The 15,397-nt window shown below is 62.3% G+C and carries 15 protein-coding genes; 6 read left to right on the forward strand and 9 right to left on the reverse strand.

Going from position 1 to position 15,397, the window contains the following annotated elements; genetic code table 11:
- Window positions 1–6: 6 nt before the first annotated feature.
- The 6 genes from AC1RMF_RS23790 to AC1RMF_RS23815 all read right to left on the reverse strand — a co-directional run bounded on the left by AC1RMF_RS23790 (window position 7) and on the right by AC1RMF_RS23815 (window position 6,693).
- The gene (locus AC1RMF_RS23790) at window positions 7–1,020 is read right to left on the reverse strand and encodes a serine/threonine protein kinase (protein ID WP_493144803.1); all 1,014 of its coding nucleotides are present in this window, start codon (window positions 1,018–1,020) and stop codon (window positions 7–9) included.
- 127 nt (window positions 1,021–1,147) lie between these two features.
- Complete coding sequence (locus AC1RMF_RS23795; protein WP_493144805.1) at window positions 1,148–2,635, reverse strand: serine/threonine protein kinase; 1,488 nt, start codon at window positions 2,633–2,635, stop codon at window positions 1,148–1,150.
- The gene (locus AC1RMF_RS23800; RefSeq protein WP_493144806.1) at window positions 2,632–3,384 is read right to left on the reverse strand and encodes a metallophosphoesterase family protein; all 753 of its coding nucleotides are present in this window, start codon (window positions 3,382–3,384) and stop codon (window positions 2,632–2,634) included. Before AC1RMF_RS23800 ends, AC1RMF_RS23795 begins: the two co-directional genes overlap by 4 nt.
- A 71-nt stretch (window positions 3,385–3,455) precedes the next feature.
- Window positions 3,456–4,268: an ABC transporter permease gene (locus tag AC1RMF_RS23805; protein ID WP_493144808.1), complete on the reverse strand. Its 813-nt coding sequence runs from the start codon at window positions 4,266–4,268 to the stop codon at window positions 3,456–3,458.
- Window positions 4,261–5,184, reverse strand: a complete 924-nt coding sequence (locus tag AC1RMF_RS23810) for an ATP-binding cassette domain-containing protein (RefSeq protein WP_493144810.1) — start codon at window positions 5,182–5,184, stop codon at window positions 4,261–4,263. Before AC1RMF_RS23810 ends, AC1RMF_RS23805 begins: the two co-directional genes overlap by 8 nt.
- Before the next feature lie 15 nt (window positions 5,185–5,199).
- Window positions 5,200–6,693, reverse strand: a complete 1,494-nt coding sequence (locus AC1RMF_RS23815; RefSeq protein ID WP_493144812.1) for an AMP nucleosidase — start codon at window positions 6,691–6,693, stop codon at window positions 5,200–5,202.
- 212 nt (window positions 6,694–6,905) lie between these two features.
- Here AC1RMF_RS23815 and AC1RMF_RS23820 point away from each other — a divergent pair, with 212 nt between their 5' ends.
- Window positions 6,906–7,616: a substrate-binding periplasmic protein gene (locus AC1RMF_RS23820; RefSeq protein ID WP_493144813.1), complete on the forward strand. Its 711-nt coding sequence runs from the start codon at window positions 6,906–6,908 to the stop codon at window positions 7,614–7,616.
- Here the strand turns inward: AC1RMF_RS23820 and AC1RMF_RS23825 are convergent.
- A complete protein-coding gene (locus AC1RMF_RS23825) occupies window positions 7,607–8,518 on the reverse strand; it encodes a diacylglycerol/lipid kinase family protein (protein WP_342620416.1) in 912 nt (303 codons plus the stop codon). The two genes, AC1RMF_RS23820 and AC1RMF_RS23825, sit on opposite strands and share 10 nt — an antisense overlap.
- Window positions 8,519–8,716: 198 nt before the next feature.
- On the opposite strand from AC1RMF_RS23825, the gene AC1RMF_RS23830 reads away from it, so the two are divergent.
- Window positions 8,717–8,974, forward strand: coding sequence for a hypothetical protein (locus AC1RMF_RS23830; RefSeq protein WP_493144815.1), 258 nt, complete (start codon window positions 8,717–8,719; stop codon window positions 8,972–8,974).
- 34 nt (window positions 8,975–9,008) lie between these two features.
- Here the strand turns inward: AC1RMF_RS23830 and AC1RMF_RS23835 are convergent, their stop codons facing one another.
- Complete coding sequence (locus tag AC1RMF_RS23835) at window positions 9,009–9,476, reverse strand: Lrp/AsnC family transcriptional regulator (RefSeq protein ID WP_493144816.1); 468 nt, start codon at window positions 9,474–9,476, stop codon at window positions 9,009–9,011.
- 302 nt (window positions 9,477–9,778) lie between these two features.
- Between AC1RMF_RS23835 and AC1RMF_RS23840 the strand changes: the two genes are divergently transcribed.
- From AC1RMF_RS23840 to mmuM, 4 genes are all read left to right on the forward strand, one after another.
- The gene (locus tag AC1RMF_RS23840) at window positions 9,779–10,564 is read left to right on the forward strand and encodes a transporter substrate-binding domain-containing protein (protein WP_493144818.1); all 786 of its coding nucleotides are present in this window, start codon (window positions 9,779–9,781) and stop codon (window positions 10,562–10,564) included.
- A 49-nt stretch (window positions 10,565–10,613) separates the two neighbouring features.
- Entirely contained in the window at window positions 10,614–11,285 is a 672-nt protein-coding gene (locus tag AC1RMF_RS23845; protein WP_493144820.1) for an ABC transporter permease, read from the forward strand.
- 3 nt (window positions 11,286–11,288) lie between these two features.
- Complete coding sequence (locus AC1RMF_RS23850; protein WP_493144822.1) at window positions 11,289–11,978, forward strand: ABC transporter permease; 690 nt, start codon at window positions 11,289–11,291, stop codon at window positions 11,976–11,978.
- 131 nt (window positions 11,979–12,109) lie between these two features.
- Window positions 12,110–13,051 (forward strand): homocysteine S-methyltransferase, encoded by a 942-nt coding sequence (gene mmuM / locus AC1RMF_RS23855; RefSeq protein ID WP_493144824.1) that lies wholly within the window; start codon window positions 12,110–12,112, stop codon window positions 13,049–13,051.
- 3 nt (window positions 13,052–13,054) lie between these two features.
- On the opposite strand, the gene AC1RMF_RS23860 is transcribed toward mmuM, so the two are convergent.
- On the reverse strand, window positions 13,055–15,283 hold the full coding sequence (locus AC1RMF_RS23860; RefSeq protein ID WP_493144826.1) for a malate synthase G: 2,229 nt from the start codon (window positions 15,281–15,283) through the stop codon (window positions 13,055–13,057).
- Window positions 15,284–15,397: the final 114 nt, after the last annotated feature.

Consider the following 15,397-nt stretch of genomic DNA (forward strand, 5'->3'; position numbering starts at 1 on the left):
GCGGCCCTACACCACCAGCGGCGGCTCTTCCATGGCTTCGAGCTGTTCTTCTAGCATCTGCACCTGGCCTTGCCAGTAGTCGCTGCTGCCGAACCACGGGAAATTGGCCGGAAAGGTGGGGTCGGTCCAGCGCCGCGCCAACCAGGCGCTGTAGTGGATGAGGCGCAGCGTGCGCAGCGGCTCGATCAGCGCCAGTTCGGCCCGGTCGAATTCGCGGAACTGCTCGTAGCCATCGACCAGCGCGCCCAGTTGTCGCGTGCGTTGCTGCCGGTCGCCGCTGAGCAGCATCCAGAAATCCTGCACCGCCGGGCCGGTGCGCGCGTCGTCCAGATCGACAAAGTGCGGCCCCGGGCCCAGGTCGGGCGCGGCGTCGGCGGGAGTCCACAAGATATTGCCGGGGTGGCAGTCGCCATGCAGGCGCAGCACCCGGATGTCGCTGCGCTTGGCATCGGCGTTCAGGGTGTCGTGCTGGCGGACCATGGCAATGGCCTTTTCCACGCCGCGTGTCCAGGCGGACTGCACATCCAGCGGCACCATATCGTGCGCCAGCAGCCACTGCATGGGTTCTTCGGCAAAGGTCTGCACATTCAGGGCCGGGCGTGCCACAAAGGGCTTGCGCGCGCCCACGGTGTGGATGCGCGCCAGAAAGCGGCCAATCCATTCCAGGACCTCGCTGTCATCCAGCTCGGGCGGGCGGCCGCCGCGGCGCGGGCTGACGCTGAACGCGAAGCCGCCAAAATGGTGGAGGGTCTGGCCGTTCAGCACCAGCGGGCCGATGGCGGGAACTTCAAACGCCATCAGTTCCGCGGCAAAAGCGTGCTCTTCCAGAATCTGCGGGTCGCTCCAGCGTTCGGGCCGATAGAACTTGGCCACCACCGAGGTTCCATCCTCCAGCTGCACCTGGTAGACGCGGTTTTCGTAGGACGACAGTGCCGTCAGACGGCCGTCACCGCGCAGCCCCACGCTCTCCAGCGCGTCCAGTACCAGGTCGGGTGTTAGAGTTTCAAAGGCGTGGGTCATCGGACCATTGTCGCAGTTGCACGGAAACCATGATGGCGCGATGTCGGACCGCCGTCGTGGTCTTGCAGCCGCAGAAACCGCATGGTCCGCGCATCGCAAAACCAGGTGTGAATCGGCGGCGACAGCTTCAGGAAAGCCGGTCGGCGTCCGAATCCGAGTAGCCGCCGGCAGACGCACTGCGCTCTGCCGGTGTGCTGCCCAGATGCTCGAACGGCAGCGCCTGCTTGACCAGGATGATGGTGCAGGGCGCATCCATGGCGACCTTGATCGGCACCGTGGCCACAAAGCGCTGGGTTTTCAGGCCATGCGTGGCCGCGCCCATGACGATGACGCTGACGTTGTTGCCGCGTGCATAGTCCAGCAGGGCCTGGGCCACGTCGCTGGACTCCAACACATGAAACGAAATTTGCTGGTCCGGCTGGTCCAGCGGCTGGGCCCACTGGCGCAGGTTGGTGAGGTAGCGCCGTTGCACATTGGTTTCGCTCTTGCGCTCATCCGATGCACTGGTCTGGTTGGGCGAGATCACCGTCACGCAAGCCAGGCGTGCGCCCGGGCGGGTACCCAGTGAGCGGGCCACCGCCTGGCGCAGGGAGTACAGCGTGGCATCGGTCACATCGTTGTGAGGCACCGCGACCATGACGATGGGCACTTCGTTGATCTGCTGCGAGGGCACCGGGCTGGGCTGGTAGTGCATGCCGGCAGCCTTGATCCAGCGCTTGAAATGGGTACGAAACGACGTGCCCTTGGTGTTTTTGCCGCGCTCGGTCACGCGGATCTGCTCGGGGTTGGTCAGGTCGAAGGCCAGGTGCGCACCGGATGGATAGCGCAGGGCCGCCTCGGGCTCCAGGCAGCGCATCACCACTTCCTGCAACCAGGGCGGCAGATCAGGCTTGAGCTTGCGCGGCGGCGTGGGGTCCATCCACAGGCGCTGGCGTATGCCCGCAGCCGTCTGCGGTTCGCCAAAAGGCAATTCGCCGGTGCACAGCTGATAGAGCATGACGCCGATGGCAAAGATGTCGCTGCGCGGATCGCCGCGTACGCCCACCACTTGCTCGGGCGCGATCCACGCAGGTGAGCCAACGGCCTTGCGCAACTGCTCAGCCAGCAGGTCGGGATAGTGCGCATGGCACGAAAGGCCAAAGTCCAGCAGCACCGCACTATCGTCTTCCCGGATCAGTACATTGGCCGGCTTGAGGTCCAGGTGCACCGTGTTCTGCTGGTGCAAGGCATGCACGGCGTGCGCCATCGCCAGCCCCAGGTGGATGATCTGACCGATCGAGGGCGGCATTTCGGAGTCCAGCCAGTGCTGCAGCGTGCGGCCGTGTACGTACTCCATAACCAGGTAGGGCACGCGGCTGAGATCTCCGGCGGCCACAAAGCGTGGCACGTGGCTGCCGGTGAGCACCTGCATGATCTGGCTCTCGACCTCGAAGCTCACGATGTTTTCAGCGCCGTCGCCCGCCGTCATGCGGGGAATCTTCATGGCCATTTCAAAGCCGGGGCCGGGGCGGTCGTCGCTGTAGTGCACCTTGTAGATGTGGGCCATGCCGCCCGAGTGGATGCAGTCTTCTATGGTGAAGCCGTCCAGTTCAGCGCCAGGCTGCAGCAGTTTCATCGGCCCTTCTCCAGTCGCTCCGCAAAGAATTCGGGCAGGCCGGCGGCGCGGATGGCGCTGGCTGCGGCCTGGTAGTCGTACCCCACCCGATGGAAGGTGAGCTGCCAGCGCTCGGTATCGATCAGGGCGTACATGGCCTCGGTCTTGCCATCGCGCGGCTGACCGACCGAGCCCACCGTACTCAGCCACTGGCGGTGGGGCGGCACCGGCACGGCCACGCCGGGTTGAGGGATGAACTTCATCAGACCCGCGGTGGAGCCACGGTAGTACAGGCTTTGCTCGTGCACGTGGCCGCCGAACACATAACGCACGCCAGGCCAGTCGGCTGCGGCATCCAGGCTGGCGGTGGCGGCGCGCTCGTCATACACATAGCGCCACAGCTCGGGGCCGTCGGCACTGGCGTGCACCAGCAGCATCTTGTCGAGCTGGGCGCTCAAGGGCAGGGCGTTGAGCCAGGCGCGCTGCAGCGGGCTCAATTGCAGGTGGGTCCAGGCGGCGGTGCTGCTGCCCACGTTCTTTACGTCGGCGGGCGGGGTGACCGCCATCTCGTCATGGTTGCCCTTGAGTACGGTGGCGCCTTCTTCGGTAAGCAGCATCACAATGTCCACCACCTCCGCCGGGTTGGCGCCATAGCCCACCAGATCGCCCAGAAAGGCAAAGCGCTGCGCCTTTTGGGCGCGCGCGTGCAACAAGCAAGCCTCCAGCGCCTGGATGTTGCCGTGGATATCCGACATCAACGCCAATCTCATGCAGTCTCCGAATCGATGTTCGATTTGTTATGACGACATCATGCATCAGCCACCTGACGCGGAGTTTGCAGCTACTTGGCGAAACGCTTGCGGGTCAGGGCCAGGGCAATCCAGAACGACACACCCGCATACGCGGCCAGCACCAGCACATGGCGCGCCGCGTCCTGCGGCCACTGGTCCATGAAGAGCGGGCGCACCAGCGCCACGGCACTGGCCAGAGGCAGCCAGTCAGCCACCTGGCGTACGGTTTGCGGCAGTTGCTCCAGCGGGAAGAACACACCACTCAGGAACATCACCGGCGTGAGGAAAAGCGTGAAGTAGTAGGTGAAGAAGTCGTACCCTTTGGCCATAGCGTTGAACACCAGTGCCATGCAACTGAAGGTCACCCCGACACCAAACAAAATCGGCCAGGCCAGCAGCAGCTTCGGGCTATGGGTGATGCCCAGTGCCAGCATCACGCCAATGATGGCGGTCACGGTGAACAGTGCCTTGAAGGCCGCCCACAGCATTTCGGCAAACACAATGTCGTCCAGACCCACCGGCGCATTCATGATGCCGTCCCAGGTCTTTTGCACATGCATGCGCGAGAAGGCCGAGTACAGCGCTTCGAAGGATGCGGCCTGCATGGCGCTCATGCAGATGGAGCCGCTGGCCAGAAACAGGATGTAGGGCACGGCCACCTCTCCCTCGGGCGTGTGCACCGTGATCTTGCCCACCAGTGCGCCCATGCCGTAGCCAAAGGCGACCAGCCACATCAGCGGCTCGGCGATATTGCCCACCAGGCTGGGGATGGCGAGCTTGCGCCAGACCAGCAGGTTGCGCAGGAATACGGGCCAGAAGCGCAGACTCAACGACGGGGCTCTCCACACATTCATGTCAGGCATCCTCCCGGATTTGGCGTCCGGTCAATTTGAGAAAAAGGTCCTCCAGATTGGCCGGGCGGTGCAGTGTGCGCAGCTGGGGGTGGGCACCCGATGCCTGCAACAGGTCGTGGGCGTTGTGGGTGTAGAAGAACACCGTCTCGCCGCTGACCTCCACGCGTGCCGCGAGTCCGCGCATGGGGCTGTCCACCAGCGCCAGCGCGCCATTGCCAAACACCTCCACCACATCGGGCTCCAGATGCGCTGCAATCAGGTCACGTGGTGTGCCTTCGGCAATCTTCTTGCCATGGTCCAGCACCAGCAAGCGCGAGCACAGGCGTTCGGCCTCGTCCATGAAATGGGTGGTGAGCAGAATCGACTTGCCTTGCTGCAGTAGCAATTGCAGGCGCTCCCACATGAGGTGCCGCGCTTGCGGGTCCAGCCCGGTGGTGGGCTCGTCGAGCAGGAGCAGCTTGGGGTTGTTGACCAGCGCGCGCGCCAGCGAGAGGCGCCGTTTCATGCCGCCGGAGAGTTCACCCGGCTTGGCACCTTCCTTGTGGCTGAGGGAGGCGAACTCCAGCAGCGAGGGGATGCGCTCCTTGATGACCTTGTCTTTCAAACCGAAGTAGCGGCCATAGACCAGCAGGTTTTCGGCGCAGCTGAAATCCGGGTCCAGCGTGTCCATCTGCGTCACCACACCCAGCTGTTGCTTGATGGCCAGCGCATCCTGCGGCATCTGCAGGCCGAGTGCGTGGATGGTGCCGCTGTCCGGAGCGGTCAGGCCCAGACACATGCGGATGGTGGTGGTTTTGCCTGCGCCGTTGGGGCCGATCACGCCCAGGCACTCGCCCGGCGCAATCGAGAACGACAGGTCGCGCACGACCTCGGTATCGCCATAGCGCTTGACCAGATGGCTGACGCTGAAAAAGTCTTCCGCCATGCCTGCTTCCCTGCTTTATTGAAATGCCACTTCGGCAAAGCTACGCAGCTTGCGGCTGTGGAGCTGATCCACTCCCTGCGCGCGTAGCAGCTCCAGGGCGCGAATGCCGATGCGCAAATGCTGGTCCACCCGCTCGCGGTAAAAGTGATTGGCCATGCCGGGCAGCTTGATCTCGCCGTGCAGCGGCTTGTCGCTCACGCACAGCAAGGTGCCGTAGGGCACACGGAAACGGAAACCGTTGGCAGCAATGGTGGCGGACTCCATGTCCAGCGCGACGGCGCGGCTCTGGCTGAAGCGGCGCTGCGGCGTGTTGTCGGGCAGCAGTTCCCAGTTGCGGTTGTCGGTGCTGGCCACGGTACCGGTGCGCATGATGCTCTTGAGTGCTGCGCCCTGGATTTGCGTCACGTCGGCCACAGCTTGTTCCAGCGCCACCTGGATTTCGGCCAGCGCGGGGATGGGCACCCACAACGGCAGCTCTTCGTCCAGCACATGGTCTTCACGCACGTAGCCGTGGGCCAGCACGTAGTCACCCAGTTGCTGCGTATTGCGCAGGCCGGCGCAGTGACCCAGCATGATCCAGGTGTGGGGTCGCAGCACGGCGATGTGGTCGGTGATGGTCTTGGCATTGGCAGGGCCCACGCCGATGTTGACCATAGTGATGCCGGCGCGGTCTTCGCGCACCAGGTGGTAGCCCGGCATCTGCGGCAGGCGCGGCGGCTCCTTGCCCAGGGCATCCACGGGCTGCGCCGGCAGGCCTACGCGCCGGGTGATCACATTGCCGGGCTCCACGAAAGCGACGTACTCGCTGTTCGGGTCGGCCATGGCGGCACGGCCCAGTGCGATGAACTCGTCGATGTAGAACTGGTAGTTGGTAAACAGCACGAAGTTCTGGAAATGCTCGGGGCCGGTGCCGGTGTAGTGGCGCAGGCGGTGCAGCGAATAGTCCACGCGGGGCGCGGTAAACAGGGCCAGTGGCAGCGCTTCTCCCGGCTTGGGTTCGTAGGTGCCGTTGGCAATGCCGTCATCCATGGCGGCAAGGTCGGGCAGGTCGAACACGTCGCGCATCAGCATGCGGCGCTCTGCCGACAGATTTCCTTCCAGATGGTCGTGCTCGGCAAACGAGAAGTGCACAGGAATAGGCTGCGAGCTGGTGCACACCTCCAGCTCTACTCCGTGGTTTTCCAACAGCAGGCGGAACTGCTCCAGGTAGTAGTCGCTGTACAGGTCGGGCCGGGTCAGCGTGGTCTCGAAACGGCCAGGGCCTGCCACGAAGCCAAAGCTCAGGCGTGCCGTGTCCGAGGTGCTCACACGTGATACGGTGTCGGTGTGGATGCGCACCATGGGGTAGCAGGCGCGTACGTGGTCCATCTGCTCGTCACCGGAAACAAAGCGCTGCATGGCAATACGCAGGTGCTCGATGCTGGCGTCATAGATGCGGCGCACCTGGGCCAGCGCCTCAGCGGCATCGGTGAAACTCTGGGGGGCTATGAAGGGAGGACGTATGGGCATGCGTCTATTGTGCCTTTGTTGGTCATGAGTCTGTTGCCGCTGCTGTGCGCTTTTCGCCGTCAGGATTTGATCATGCAGGAAAGGACAGCGAAGAGATAATGACCTGAAAGCCTCCAGTACTTCAGCTTTTCTCCCTTCAAGCAAAAGACATGCGGATTTTCTCAGCAAGGCGACCCGGCACTTATAGACGGCCACTATGGCTGGCAGTGCTATTGGCGTTCATCGGAAGCGCCAATGCGGCGGAGTTGCGATTCGTGCTGGACCATAGCATCTCTGCGCCGCTGGTGATTGCGGAGCGCCAGGCAGACCAGCCCGGAGCAAAAGGTGGAATCCTCGTTGATCTGGAAAGCGCCATAGCCCGAGAGCTTGGGTATGACGCGGTCTTTCAGTCCATTCCGCGCAAGCGCGTCGAAGAAGTCCTGCAAAGCGGCAGCATGCACGTGCTGTGCCACACCCGTCCCGTGTGGCTGAAGGAGCCGGACAAGTTGCAATGGAGTAGCGGGTTCCTCTCCACCGCCAATCTGCTGGTGAGGAACAAGGGTGGTCAGAAGCTTCGCAGCCTGCAAGACCTGACCCGCGGCAAAGTGGGTACGGTACTTGGCTATGTGTACCCGGAACTTCAAACACAGTTCCAGTCCGGCCTGCTGGTACGCGATGACGCCGAGAACGAAGTCACCAACCTGGCACGATTCATGGCCAACCGGGTGGACTACTTCATTTCAGAGCAATTGTTTCTGGACTATCAGCTGTTGAAGAAGCCAGAGCTCAACGCTTTTGTGAGCAACAGAATGGTCGCCGACAAATTTGAAACCCGTTGCGCGATGAGCAAGCTCGCCCCCGTCAGTGTCACGCAATTTGACGCTGCGGTGGCAAATCTCAAAAAACGGGGGGAGTGGGACGCCATCCTGGCGACCTATCGTTGATTCCTTGAGCCGTTACTGCGCACCACGCGCAAGGCGGCGGGCGCTACTCTCACTGACAGTGTGGACGATTCGCCGACGTATTCACCGTCCGTTGCCAGTGGCAGTGGTTGATCGGATGCAACGGCCATGGTGTGGAAGGAGCGATTGAGAACGCGCGGATGGTTCAAATGGCGCCCCAGCAGCAGGCGCGGCAGCATGACAAGGGTTTGTGGCACGTTGAACCGTCCGGCAATCAGCACGTCCAGCTTGCCATCGTCGATCCGCGCATGGGGGACCGCGGGCATGCCACTGCCATAGCTGGGCGTGTTCAGGGTCGATGCAAACAGGGTGGTGCCGCTGTGCAGGTCCTCGCCATCCAGGGTGACCCGCATGTCCCACGTCTGCAGCGCAGACAACTCACGCAAGGTGGCCAACAGGTAGCGTGGCAAGCCGCGCAGCCAGCGCGGGCCATGCAAGGCCTTGAAGCCTACCGCTGAGTCAAAACCTACGGTCAAGCTGGAAAGAAATGGGCGCTCTTCTGTGGGTGTGCGCATCCAGCCCACGTCCATGGCGCGCGGCGGAGTCGATTCGATCAGTTGCAACGCAGCCTGCCAGGAAAGGCCGGCAATCCCCAGTGCGCGGGCCACGTCGTTGCCGCTGCCGCGTGGGATCAGGCCCAGGGTCAAGTCATTGGAGAGAAACGCCGGCAGCAACTGGTTGATGGTGCCGTCGCCGCCTACCAACGCCACGGTGGCGCCCCGCGGAAGAGCGCGCAGCCAGTCCAGGGCTTGTGGCACGGTATCGGCCACCTTGACGGTGGCAGGAGTGGCTTGTGCGGCGGCCCAGGCCTGCAGGGCCGGAATCAGCGCGCGTGCTCTGCCTCCACCGGCATGGGGATTGATCAAAAGGTGCGGTGTTTGCATGCGGCGGCAGTAAACCAGAGACTCTTGCTGTCTGTCAAAGTGTGTTTCGGGGCATTCTGCACGGCTTGGGGTAGAGTGCGGGGCATAAATTGACCAATTTGTCGGAGTGCGTTGGTGTCCATACACAGAAAATCACCGAAGCCGGAAGTCGGCTTTCCTACTCTTCAGTGGGAGGACGAGGAATTGGACACCCGTCCCATGGCTATGCACGAGCGCCCGTTGCAGGCCCGTGTGGACTGGAATCTGGCCATAGTTGCGGAGCGTCACGTACGTGTGGCACTGGCCATCGAAAAATTCTGGGGTCACCGCGACTGCGTGGAGTACATCCAGGGCCTGGTACTCAACGGCTACAACGAAGGTCAGAAGCGCATGGGCTTCAAGCCCGAGGTGGTGACCGCCCTGATGAGTCTGGTGGATCTGCACAAGCTCGCGTTTGGCGAGCAGGGCAAGGGTTAGACACGCAAGTTGGTTGCCCGGTCTTTTTCTGGACTCAGTCGCTGACGGGAACGTACATGTCGAACTTCATTGCGTCGATCACCACGTTGGTGGTCATGCGGATGACCTGCGGTACCTCCGCCATCAGCCGGGCGGACAGTGCGTCGTATTCCTTGACACTTTTGCTGAGGATGACCATAACCAAGTCCATCGCGCCTGTCACGTAAAAGAGCTGTTGCACTTCGGGTTCTTTTTGGACCCAGGCACGGATGCGGGGCAAGGCCTCGTAGTTGTCCTTGAGCTCAATGCCGGCAATGAACTGCATGTGCGGACCCAAGGAGCGCGGGTCAACGACGGCGACTTCGGCGGTGATGACCTTGTCGGTACGCAAGCGGCGCAGCCGACGCTGTACTGCGGAGGCCGAAAGCCCTACCGCCTCGGCAATTACTTCAGCATTGACCTGACAGTCGCGTTGTACAAACTCCAGAATCTTCCGGTCGAACGGGTCCAAGGTGGTTTCCATCGTTTCATTGTAGGCAACTGGCGATTGCGACGTCATTCGGCGTCTATCGGTCATTTGGCGCGGGTTTTCTGCAAAAAGCAGGCCAACAACGCGGCTCAGCGGCGTTTCTTTTTAGGAAACTTGAGCTTCCTTTGCGCCTCAAAAGCGCAATTTTGGTCAAGCCGGGCGAGTCCGTTCTGACTGCTGTCTGTATGCAACTTCATGCTGCCTATAGACGTTTGGACGGGTTGTGCGTGCTTGATGGTTGCCCTTGATCGGGTTGGTTGAGGCTGCTGTTGCAGCCGTATCTGGAGGAATTGAAATTGAAGCGTCAGATTTTGAAGAGTTTGCTGGGTGGTTTGTTGATGGCCGCAGGCGTGGCCTTTGCACAAGATGTGGTGCGCATAGGCACCCTGTCGGATTACCCCCCGTTTGAATACAAGGATGCTTCGGGCCAACTCAAGGGTATGGAAATCGAGCTCGGCAATGTGATCTGCAAACAGATCCAGGCCAAGTGTGAATACGTGACCATGGACTTCGATGCCCTGATTCCGGCGCTCAAGGCCAAGAAGATCGATGCGGTGTTGGCACAGATGTCCATCACCGACGAGCGCAAGAAGGTGGTGGACTTTACCGACCTCTTCACCTTGGCTCCTGTGCAATACGTAGCCAAGACTGGCTCCGGCATCAGCGAAGACCCTGCTACTTTGCGCGGCAAGACCGTGGGCGTGTACAGCGGCTCCAACCACGAGACATACCTCAAGAAGCGTCTGCCCAAGGGCAAGTCCGGTATTTCCACCAAGTCCTATCCCAACCAGGATGCCATCTGGCTGGACCTGGAGGCTGGTCGCATTGCCACCACGCTGACGGACACCACCGTGGCGTATGAGTGGCTGGTCAAGACCGGCAAGGCCAAGGGATTTGACTTTGCCGGCCAGCCACTGAATGACGTGGAAATGTTCGGCGAAGGTACCGGCATTGCCGTGCGCAAGGGCGACCCGTTGAAGGTGCGTCTGAATGGTGCCATCAAGAAGGTGCTGACCGACGGCACGTTTGCGGCAGAGAACAAAAAGGTATTCCCCTTTAGCATTGCCCCCACGGTCAAGTAATTGGGTCGTCACAGCCTGCGGGCTGTGACGACCCTCCCCTGGAGGTGTGATGGATGTTTTGCAGGCCTATGCAGGCCAGTTGCTGCAAGGTGCGCTGATGACAGTGCAACTGGCCTGCACGTCCCTGGTGTGCGGGCTGTTGTTGGGGCTGCTGTTTGCGGCATGCCAGCTCAGCCGCCATGCCTGGCTGCGCCGCCCGGTGGCGGTGTTGGCAGGCGTGCTGCGTGGCGTGCCTGAGTTTCTGGTCGTGCTGGTCTGTTACTTTGGCCTGTCCAACGCCATCAACACCTATTGGGATGGCGCCCTGGATATCAGCCCGTTCTTTGCGGGTGTGGTGTCACTGGCATTGGTGCTGGGTGCGTATGCGTCCGAAGTGTTTCGCGGCAGCTTCGTGGCGCTGGAGCGCGGGCAACTGGAGGCAGCGCGTTCCCTGGGCCTGACCCCGGTGCAGACATTTTTCCTGGTGCGCTTGCCGCAGGCTTGGCGCATCGCCCTGCCAAGCCTGGGCAATCTGTGGCAGTCCTTGCTCAAGGACACCTCGCTGGTTTCCGTCGTCGGGCTGGAAGACTTGTTGAAGAAATCCAATATGGCGGCGCAGGCGTTCCACGAACCTTTTCTGTTTCTGCTCACTGCGGCCGTGATGTACTTTGTGCTCCTGGCCCTGACGGAACCGCTGGTCTCCACCCTGGAACGCCGGGCGCAGCGTCCCTATCTGCGCTAGCCCATGGAAGCACTCTTATCCGACTACCTCGCCGTGTTGCGCGACAACAGCGCCGAACTGTGGGATGGCCTGGTCATCACGCTGGAGCTGTGGGCCGTGTCGTCCGTGGTGGGGCTGTTGCTGGCGCTGGGGCTGGCATTGGGCGCAACCCAAGGCGGCCCCTGGGTGCGCAGAATGGTGCGTGGCTATGGCGCTGCGTTTCGTGGAACCCCGCTGCTGGTGCAGATGTTCCTGCTGTACTACGGACTCAGCCAGTTCGAATGGGTCCGTGCATCGCCCTTCTGGGTGCTGTTTGAAGACGCCTTCTATTGCGGCCTTATCGCCCTGACGCTCAATATTGCCGCCTACATGGCAGAGGACATGCGCGCCGCCATCCTGGCCATTCCCCACGGTCAGCTCGAGGCGGCTGCGGCCTATGGCATGGGGCGCCTGGACATGCTGCGGCGCATCGTCTTGCCCCAGGCCCTGCGCATTGCCGCCCCGGCCCTGGGCAATGAAGCTGTCTCCCTGCTCAAGGCCACGGCCCTGGTCAGCACCATCACGGTGTTTGACCTCACCGGCATTGCCCGGCGCCTGTCCAACGAGTCCTACACAACCGATGCGCTGGTGTTGGCCGGCGTGGTGTATGGGGGCATGACCCTGGTCATCACTGCGGGCGTGCACCTGTTCGAGAAACGCCACAAGCTGTATTGAGCCGTTGGCGCCCGCAGCCCGCCGCTTTATGCGTTTGCGCGCTTCCCGCCCGCGGCTCAGGGGCGCATATTGCAGCCGTCATGCATGCGCTTTGGATAACCTGACCGCCAGTTTTTTGAATGAATGCAAGCATGTTGAACCCCATTGAAATCTTTCTCGCAAACGACCGTCTCATGGTGCTGGACGGCGCACTGGCCACCGAGCTGGAACGCCGTGGCGCCAACCTGAATGATCCGCTTTGGTCCGCCAAACTGTTGATCGAGCAGCCCGAGCTCATTCGCGCCGTGCACGCAGACTATTTTCTGGCCGGCGCCGACGTGGCCACCACGGCCAGCTACCAGGCCACCTTCGAGGCCTTTACCCGCCGTGGCATGAGCCGTGCGCAGGCGGCCGATCTGATGCGCCTTTCCGTCAAGCTGGCCCAGGAGGCACGCGATGCCTTCTGGGCGGACCCCGCCAACCGTGTGGGGCGAATTCGCCCGTTGGTGGCGGCGTCCGTCGGGCCTTACGGCGCCATGCTGGCAGACGGTTCGGAATACCGTGGCAACTACGGCCTGGACCGTGCTGCACTGGCCAACTTCCACCGCGAGCGTCTGCAGGTGCTGGCCACCTCGGGTGCCGACCTGCTGGCCTGTGAAACCATTCCGTGCCTGGACGAAGCCCTGGCGATTGCCGATGTGCTGGCCGAGCAGGGCGATGCGGTGGCCTGGATCAGCTTTGCCTGCAAGGATGGCGAGCACAACGCGCAGGGTGAGCGCTTGGCGGACTGCGTGGCCGCACTGGAGGCCTATCCGCAAATCGTGGCTATCGGCGTGAATTGCACCGCGCCGGAATATGTTGCCAGCCTGGTGGAGCAGGCCAAGGCCCACACCAGCAAGCCTGTGCTGGCCTATCCCAATTCCGGCGAACACTACGACGCCGAGGGAAAAGTCTGGGCCGGTGTCAGCCCACAGGCCGCAGCCTACGCAGAGCAAGCCCACCGCTGGCAAGCCAAGGGCGCACGCCTGATAGGCGGCTGCTGCCGCACCGGCCCGGATGACATCCGCGCGGTGCGCCAGCTGGTTACCGCCTGAGGCTTACGCAGCCGCCTTCACCTTCAACCGCCAGGCGTGCAGCAGCGGTTCGGTGTAGCCGCTGGGTTGCTCCAGGCCCTTGAAGACCAGGTCGGTGGCGGCCTTGTAGGCCATGCTGGTGCCAAAGTTGCCAGCCATGTTCTGGTACAGCGGGTCACCGGCGTTTTGCTGGTCCACCACGGCGGCCATGCGCTCGAAGGTCTCGGTTATCTGGGCTTTGCTGACCACGCCGTGGTGCAGCCAGTTTGCCATGTGCTGGCTGCTGATGCGCAGGGTGGCGCGGTCTTCCATGAGGCCGATGTTGTGGATGTCGGGCACCTTGGAGCAGCCCACGCCCTGGTCCACCCAGCGCACCACGTAGCCCAGAATGCCCTGGGCGTTGTTGTCCAGCTCCTGCTGCTTCTCGGCGTCGGTCCAGTTGGGGGCGGCTGCCACAGGGATGGTCAGGAGGCCGTTGAGCAGCGCATCGCGTTCCTTGTTGGCGTTGATCTTTTCCAGGCCCTTTTGCACGTCGCTGACCAGCACCTGGTGGTAGTGCAGCGCATGCAGCGTGGCGCCGGTGGGGCTGGGCACCCAGGCGGTGTTGGCACCGGCCTTGGGGTGGGCAATCTTCTGCTCCAGCATGGCCTTCATCAGGTCCGGCATGGCCCACATGCCCTTGCCGATCTGTGCCCGTCCGCGCAGTCCGCAGGACAGACCCACCAGCACGTTGTTGCGCTCGTAGGAGCTGATCCAGGCGCTGGCCTTCATGTCGCCCTTGCGGATCATGGGGCCGGCCTGCATGGCGGTGTGCATTTCGTCGCCAGTGCGGTCCAGGAAGCCGGTGTTGATGAAGGCCACGCGGCTTTGCGCGGCGGCAATGCAGGCCTTCAGGTTCACGCTGGTGCGGCGCTCTTCGTCCATGATGCCCAGCTTGACCGTGCTCTTGGGCAGACCCAGCACTTTCTCCACGCGGCCAAACAGCTCATCGGCAAATGCGACTTCGGCGGGGCCGTGCATCTTGGGTTTGACGATGTAGACCGAGCCCTTGCGTGAATTGCGGATGGCGTCCTTCTTGGTGCGCTGCAGGTCGTGCAGGGCGATGGTGGTGGTCACCATCGCGTCCAGAATGCCCTCGGGGATTTCGCGGGTGCTTCCATCGGCCGCGGTGTAGAGGATGGCCGGGTTGGTCATCAGGTGGCCCACATTGCGCACGAACATCAGCGAGCGGCCGTGCAGGGTGACCTTCTTTTTACCGTTAGGCGCGGTGTAGATGCGGTCGGCGTTGAGGCCGCGGGTGAGTACCTTGCCGCCTTTTTCAAACGACTCCACCAGCGTGCCTTGCAGAATGCCCAGCCAGTTGCCGTAAGCCTGCACCTTGTCGTCGGCGTCCACCACGGCCACCGAGTCTTCCAGGTCCAGGATGGTGCTGAGTGCGGCTTCCAGCACCAGATCGCTCACACCTGCGGCGTCGGATTTGCCGATGACGGTGGAGCGGTCTAGACGCAAGTCCAAATGCAGGCCGTTGTGCGCCAGCAGGATGGAAGAGGGGTTCTTGGCATCGCCCTGGAAGCCGATCAGTTGGTCGTAGTCCTTGAGCTTGGACGTTCCGCCTTCGGCCAGAGAGACCACCAGGTGGCCGTCCTTGATGCGGTAGCCGGTGGAGCCCACATGCGAGCCCTTCTTCAGCGGTGCGGTGCGGTCCAGCACATGGCGTGCGTATTCGATGACCTTCTTGCCGCGCTTGGGGTTGTAGCCCTTGGGGCCGACTTTCTCGCAGCCTTTTTCTTCGCTGATCACATCGGTGCCATACAGCGCGTCATACAGGCTGCCCCAGCGCGCGTTGGCGGCGTTGAGTGCGTAGCGGGCGTTGGTGATGGGCACCACCAACTGTGGGCCGGCCTGTTTGGAGAGTTCGCTGTCCACATTGGACGTGGTGATCTTGACCTTCTTGGGCTGCTCCACCAGGTAGCCGATCTTCTCCAGGAAGGCGCGGTAGGCAGGCATATTGGTGATGGGGCCGGGGTTGGCTTTGTGCCAGGCGTCCAGCTCGGATTGCAGGCGGTCGCGCTCGGCCAGCAGCGCAATGTTCTTGGGCGCCAGATCGGCCACGATGGCGTCAAAGCCTTTCCAGAACGCCTCCGGCGTAACGCCCGTTCCGGGCAGTACCTTGGATTCAATGAACTGGAGCAGATTGGTTGCCACCTGCAGGCGATGGACCTGGGTGCGAGGGGTGCTGGAGGAGGTTGCCATGGAATGCCCTGTTGAAAAATAAAACCGAGAGATTGAACCGATTGCCCTACTGTATTCGATACTTATCCATTCACTATATGGAAAAATATCAATCTATTCGTGACAAAAAAGAAG

The sequence above is a fragment of the Rhodoferax sp. GW822-FHT04A08 genome, assembly GCF_058801025.1.

What these genes read in the sequence shown, in the direction of transcription:
- AC1RMF_RS23790 (WP_493144803.1), bottom strand. Translation starts at nt 1,020, where the DNA reads ATGACCCACGCCTTTGAAACTCTAACACCCGACCTGGTACTGGACGCG.
- AC1RMF_RS23795 (WP_493144805.1), bottom strand. Translation starts at nt 2,635, where the DNA reads ATGAAACTGCTGCAGCCTGGCGCTGAACTGGACGGCTTCACCATAGAA.
- AC1RMF_RS23800 (WP_493144806.1), bottom strand. Translation starts at nt 3,384, where the DNA reads ATGAGATTGGCGTTGATGTCGGATATCCACGGCAACATCCAGGCGCTG.
- AC1RMF_RS23805 (WP_493144808.1), bottom strand. Translation starts at nt 4,268, where the DNA reads ATGCCTGACATGAATGTGTGGAGAGCCCCGTCGTTGAGTCTGCGCTTC.
- AC1RMF_RS23810 (WP_493144810.1), bottom strand. Translation starts at nt 5,184, where the DNA reads ATGGCGGAAGACTTTTTCAGCGTCAGCCATCTGGTCAAGCGCTATGGC.
- AC1RMF_RS23815 (WP_493144812.1), bottom strand. Translation starts at nt 6,693, where the DNA reads ATGCCCATACGTCCTCCCTTCATAGCCCCCCAGAGTTTCACCGATGCC.
- AC1RMF_RS23825 (WP_342620416.1), bottom strand. Translation starts at nt 8,518, where the DNA reads ATGCAAACACCGCACCTTTTGATCAATCCCCATGCCGGTGGAGGCAGA.
- AC1RMF_RS23830 (WP_493144815.1), top strand. Translation starts at nt 8,717, where the DNA reads ATGGCTATGCACGAGCGCCCGTTGCAGGCCCGTGTGGACTGGAATCTG.
- AC1RMF_RS23835 (WP_493144816.1), bottom strand. Translation starts at nt 9,476, where the DNA reads ATGGAAACCACCTTGGACCCGTTCGACCGGAAGATTCTGGAGTTTGTA.
- AC1RMF_RS23845 (WP_493144820.1), top strand. Translation starts at nt 10,614, where the DNA reads ATGGATGTTTTGCAGGCCTATGCAGGCCAGTTGCTGCAAGGTGCGCTG.
- AC1RMF_RS23850 (WP_493144822.1), top strand. Translation starts at nt 11,289, where the DNA reads ATGGAAGCACTCTTATCCGACTACCTCGCCGTGTTGCGCGACAACAGC.
- mmuM (WP_493144824.1), top strand. Translation starts at nt 12,110, where the DNA reads ATGTTGAACCCCATTGAAATCTTTCTCGCAAACGACCGTCTCATGGTG.
- AC1RMF_RS23860 (WP_493144826.1), bottom strand. Translation starts at nt 15,283, where the DNA reads ATGGCAACCTCCTCCAGCACCCCTCGCACCCAGGTCCATCGCCTGCAG.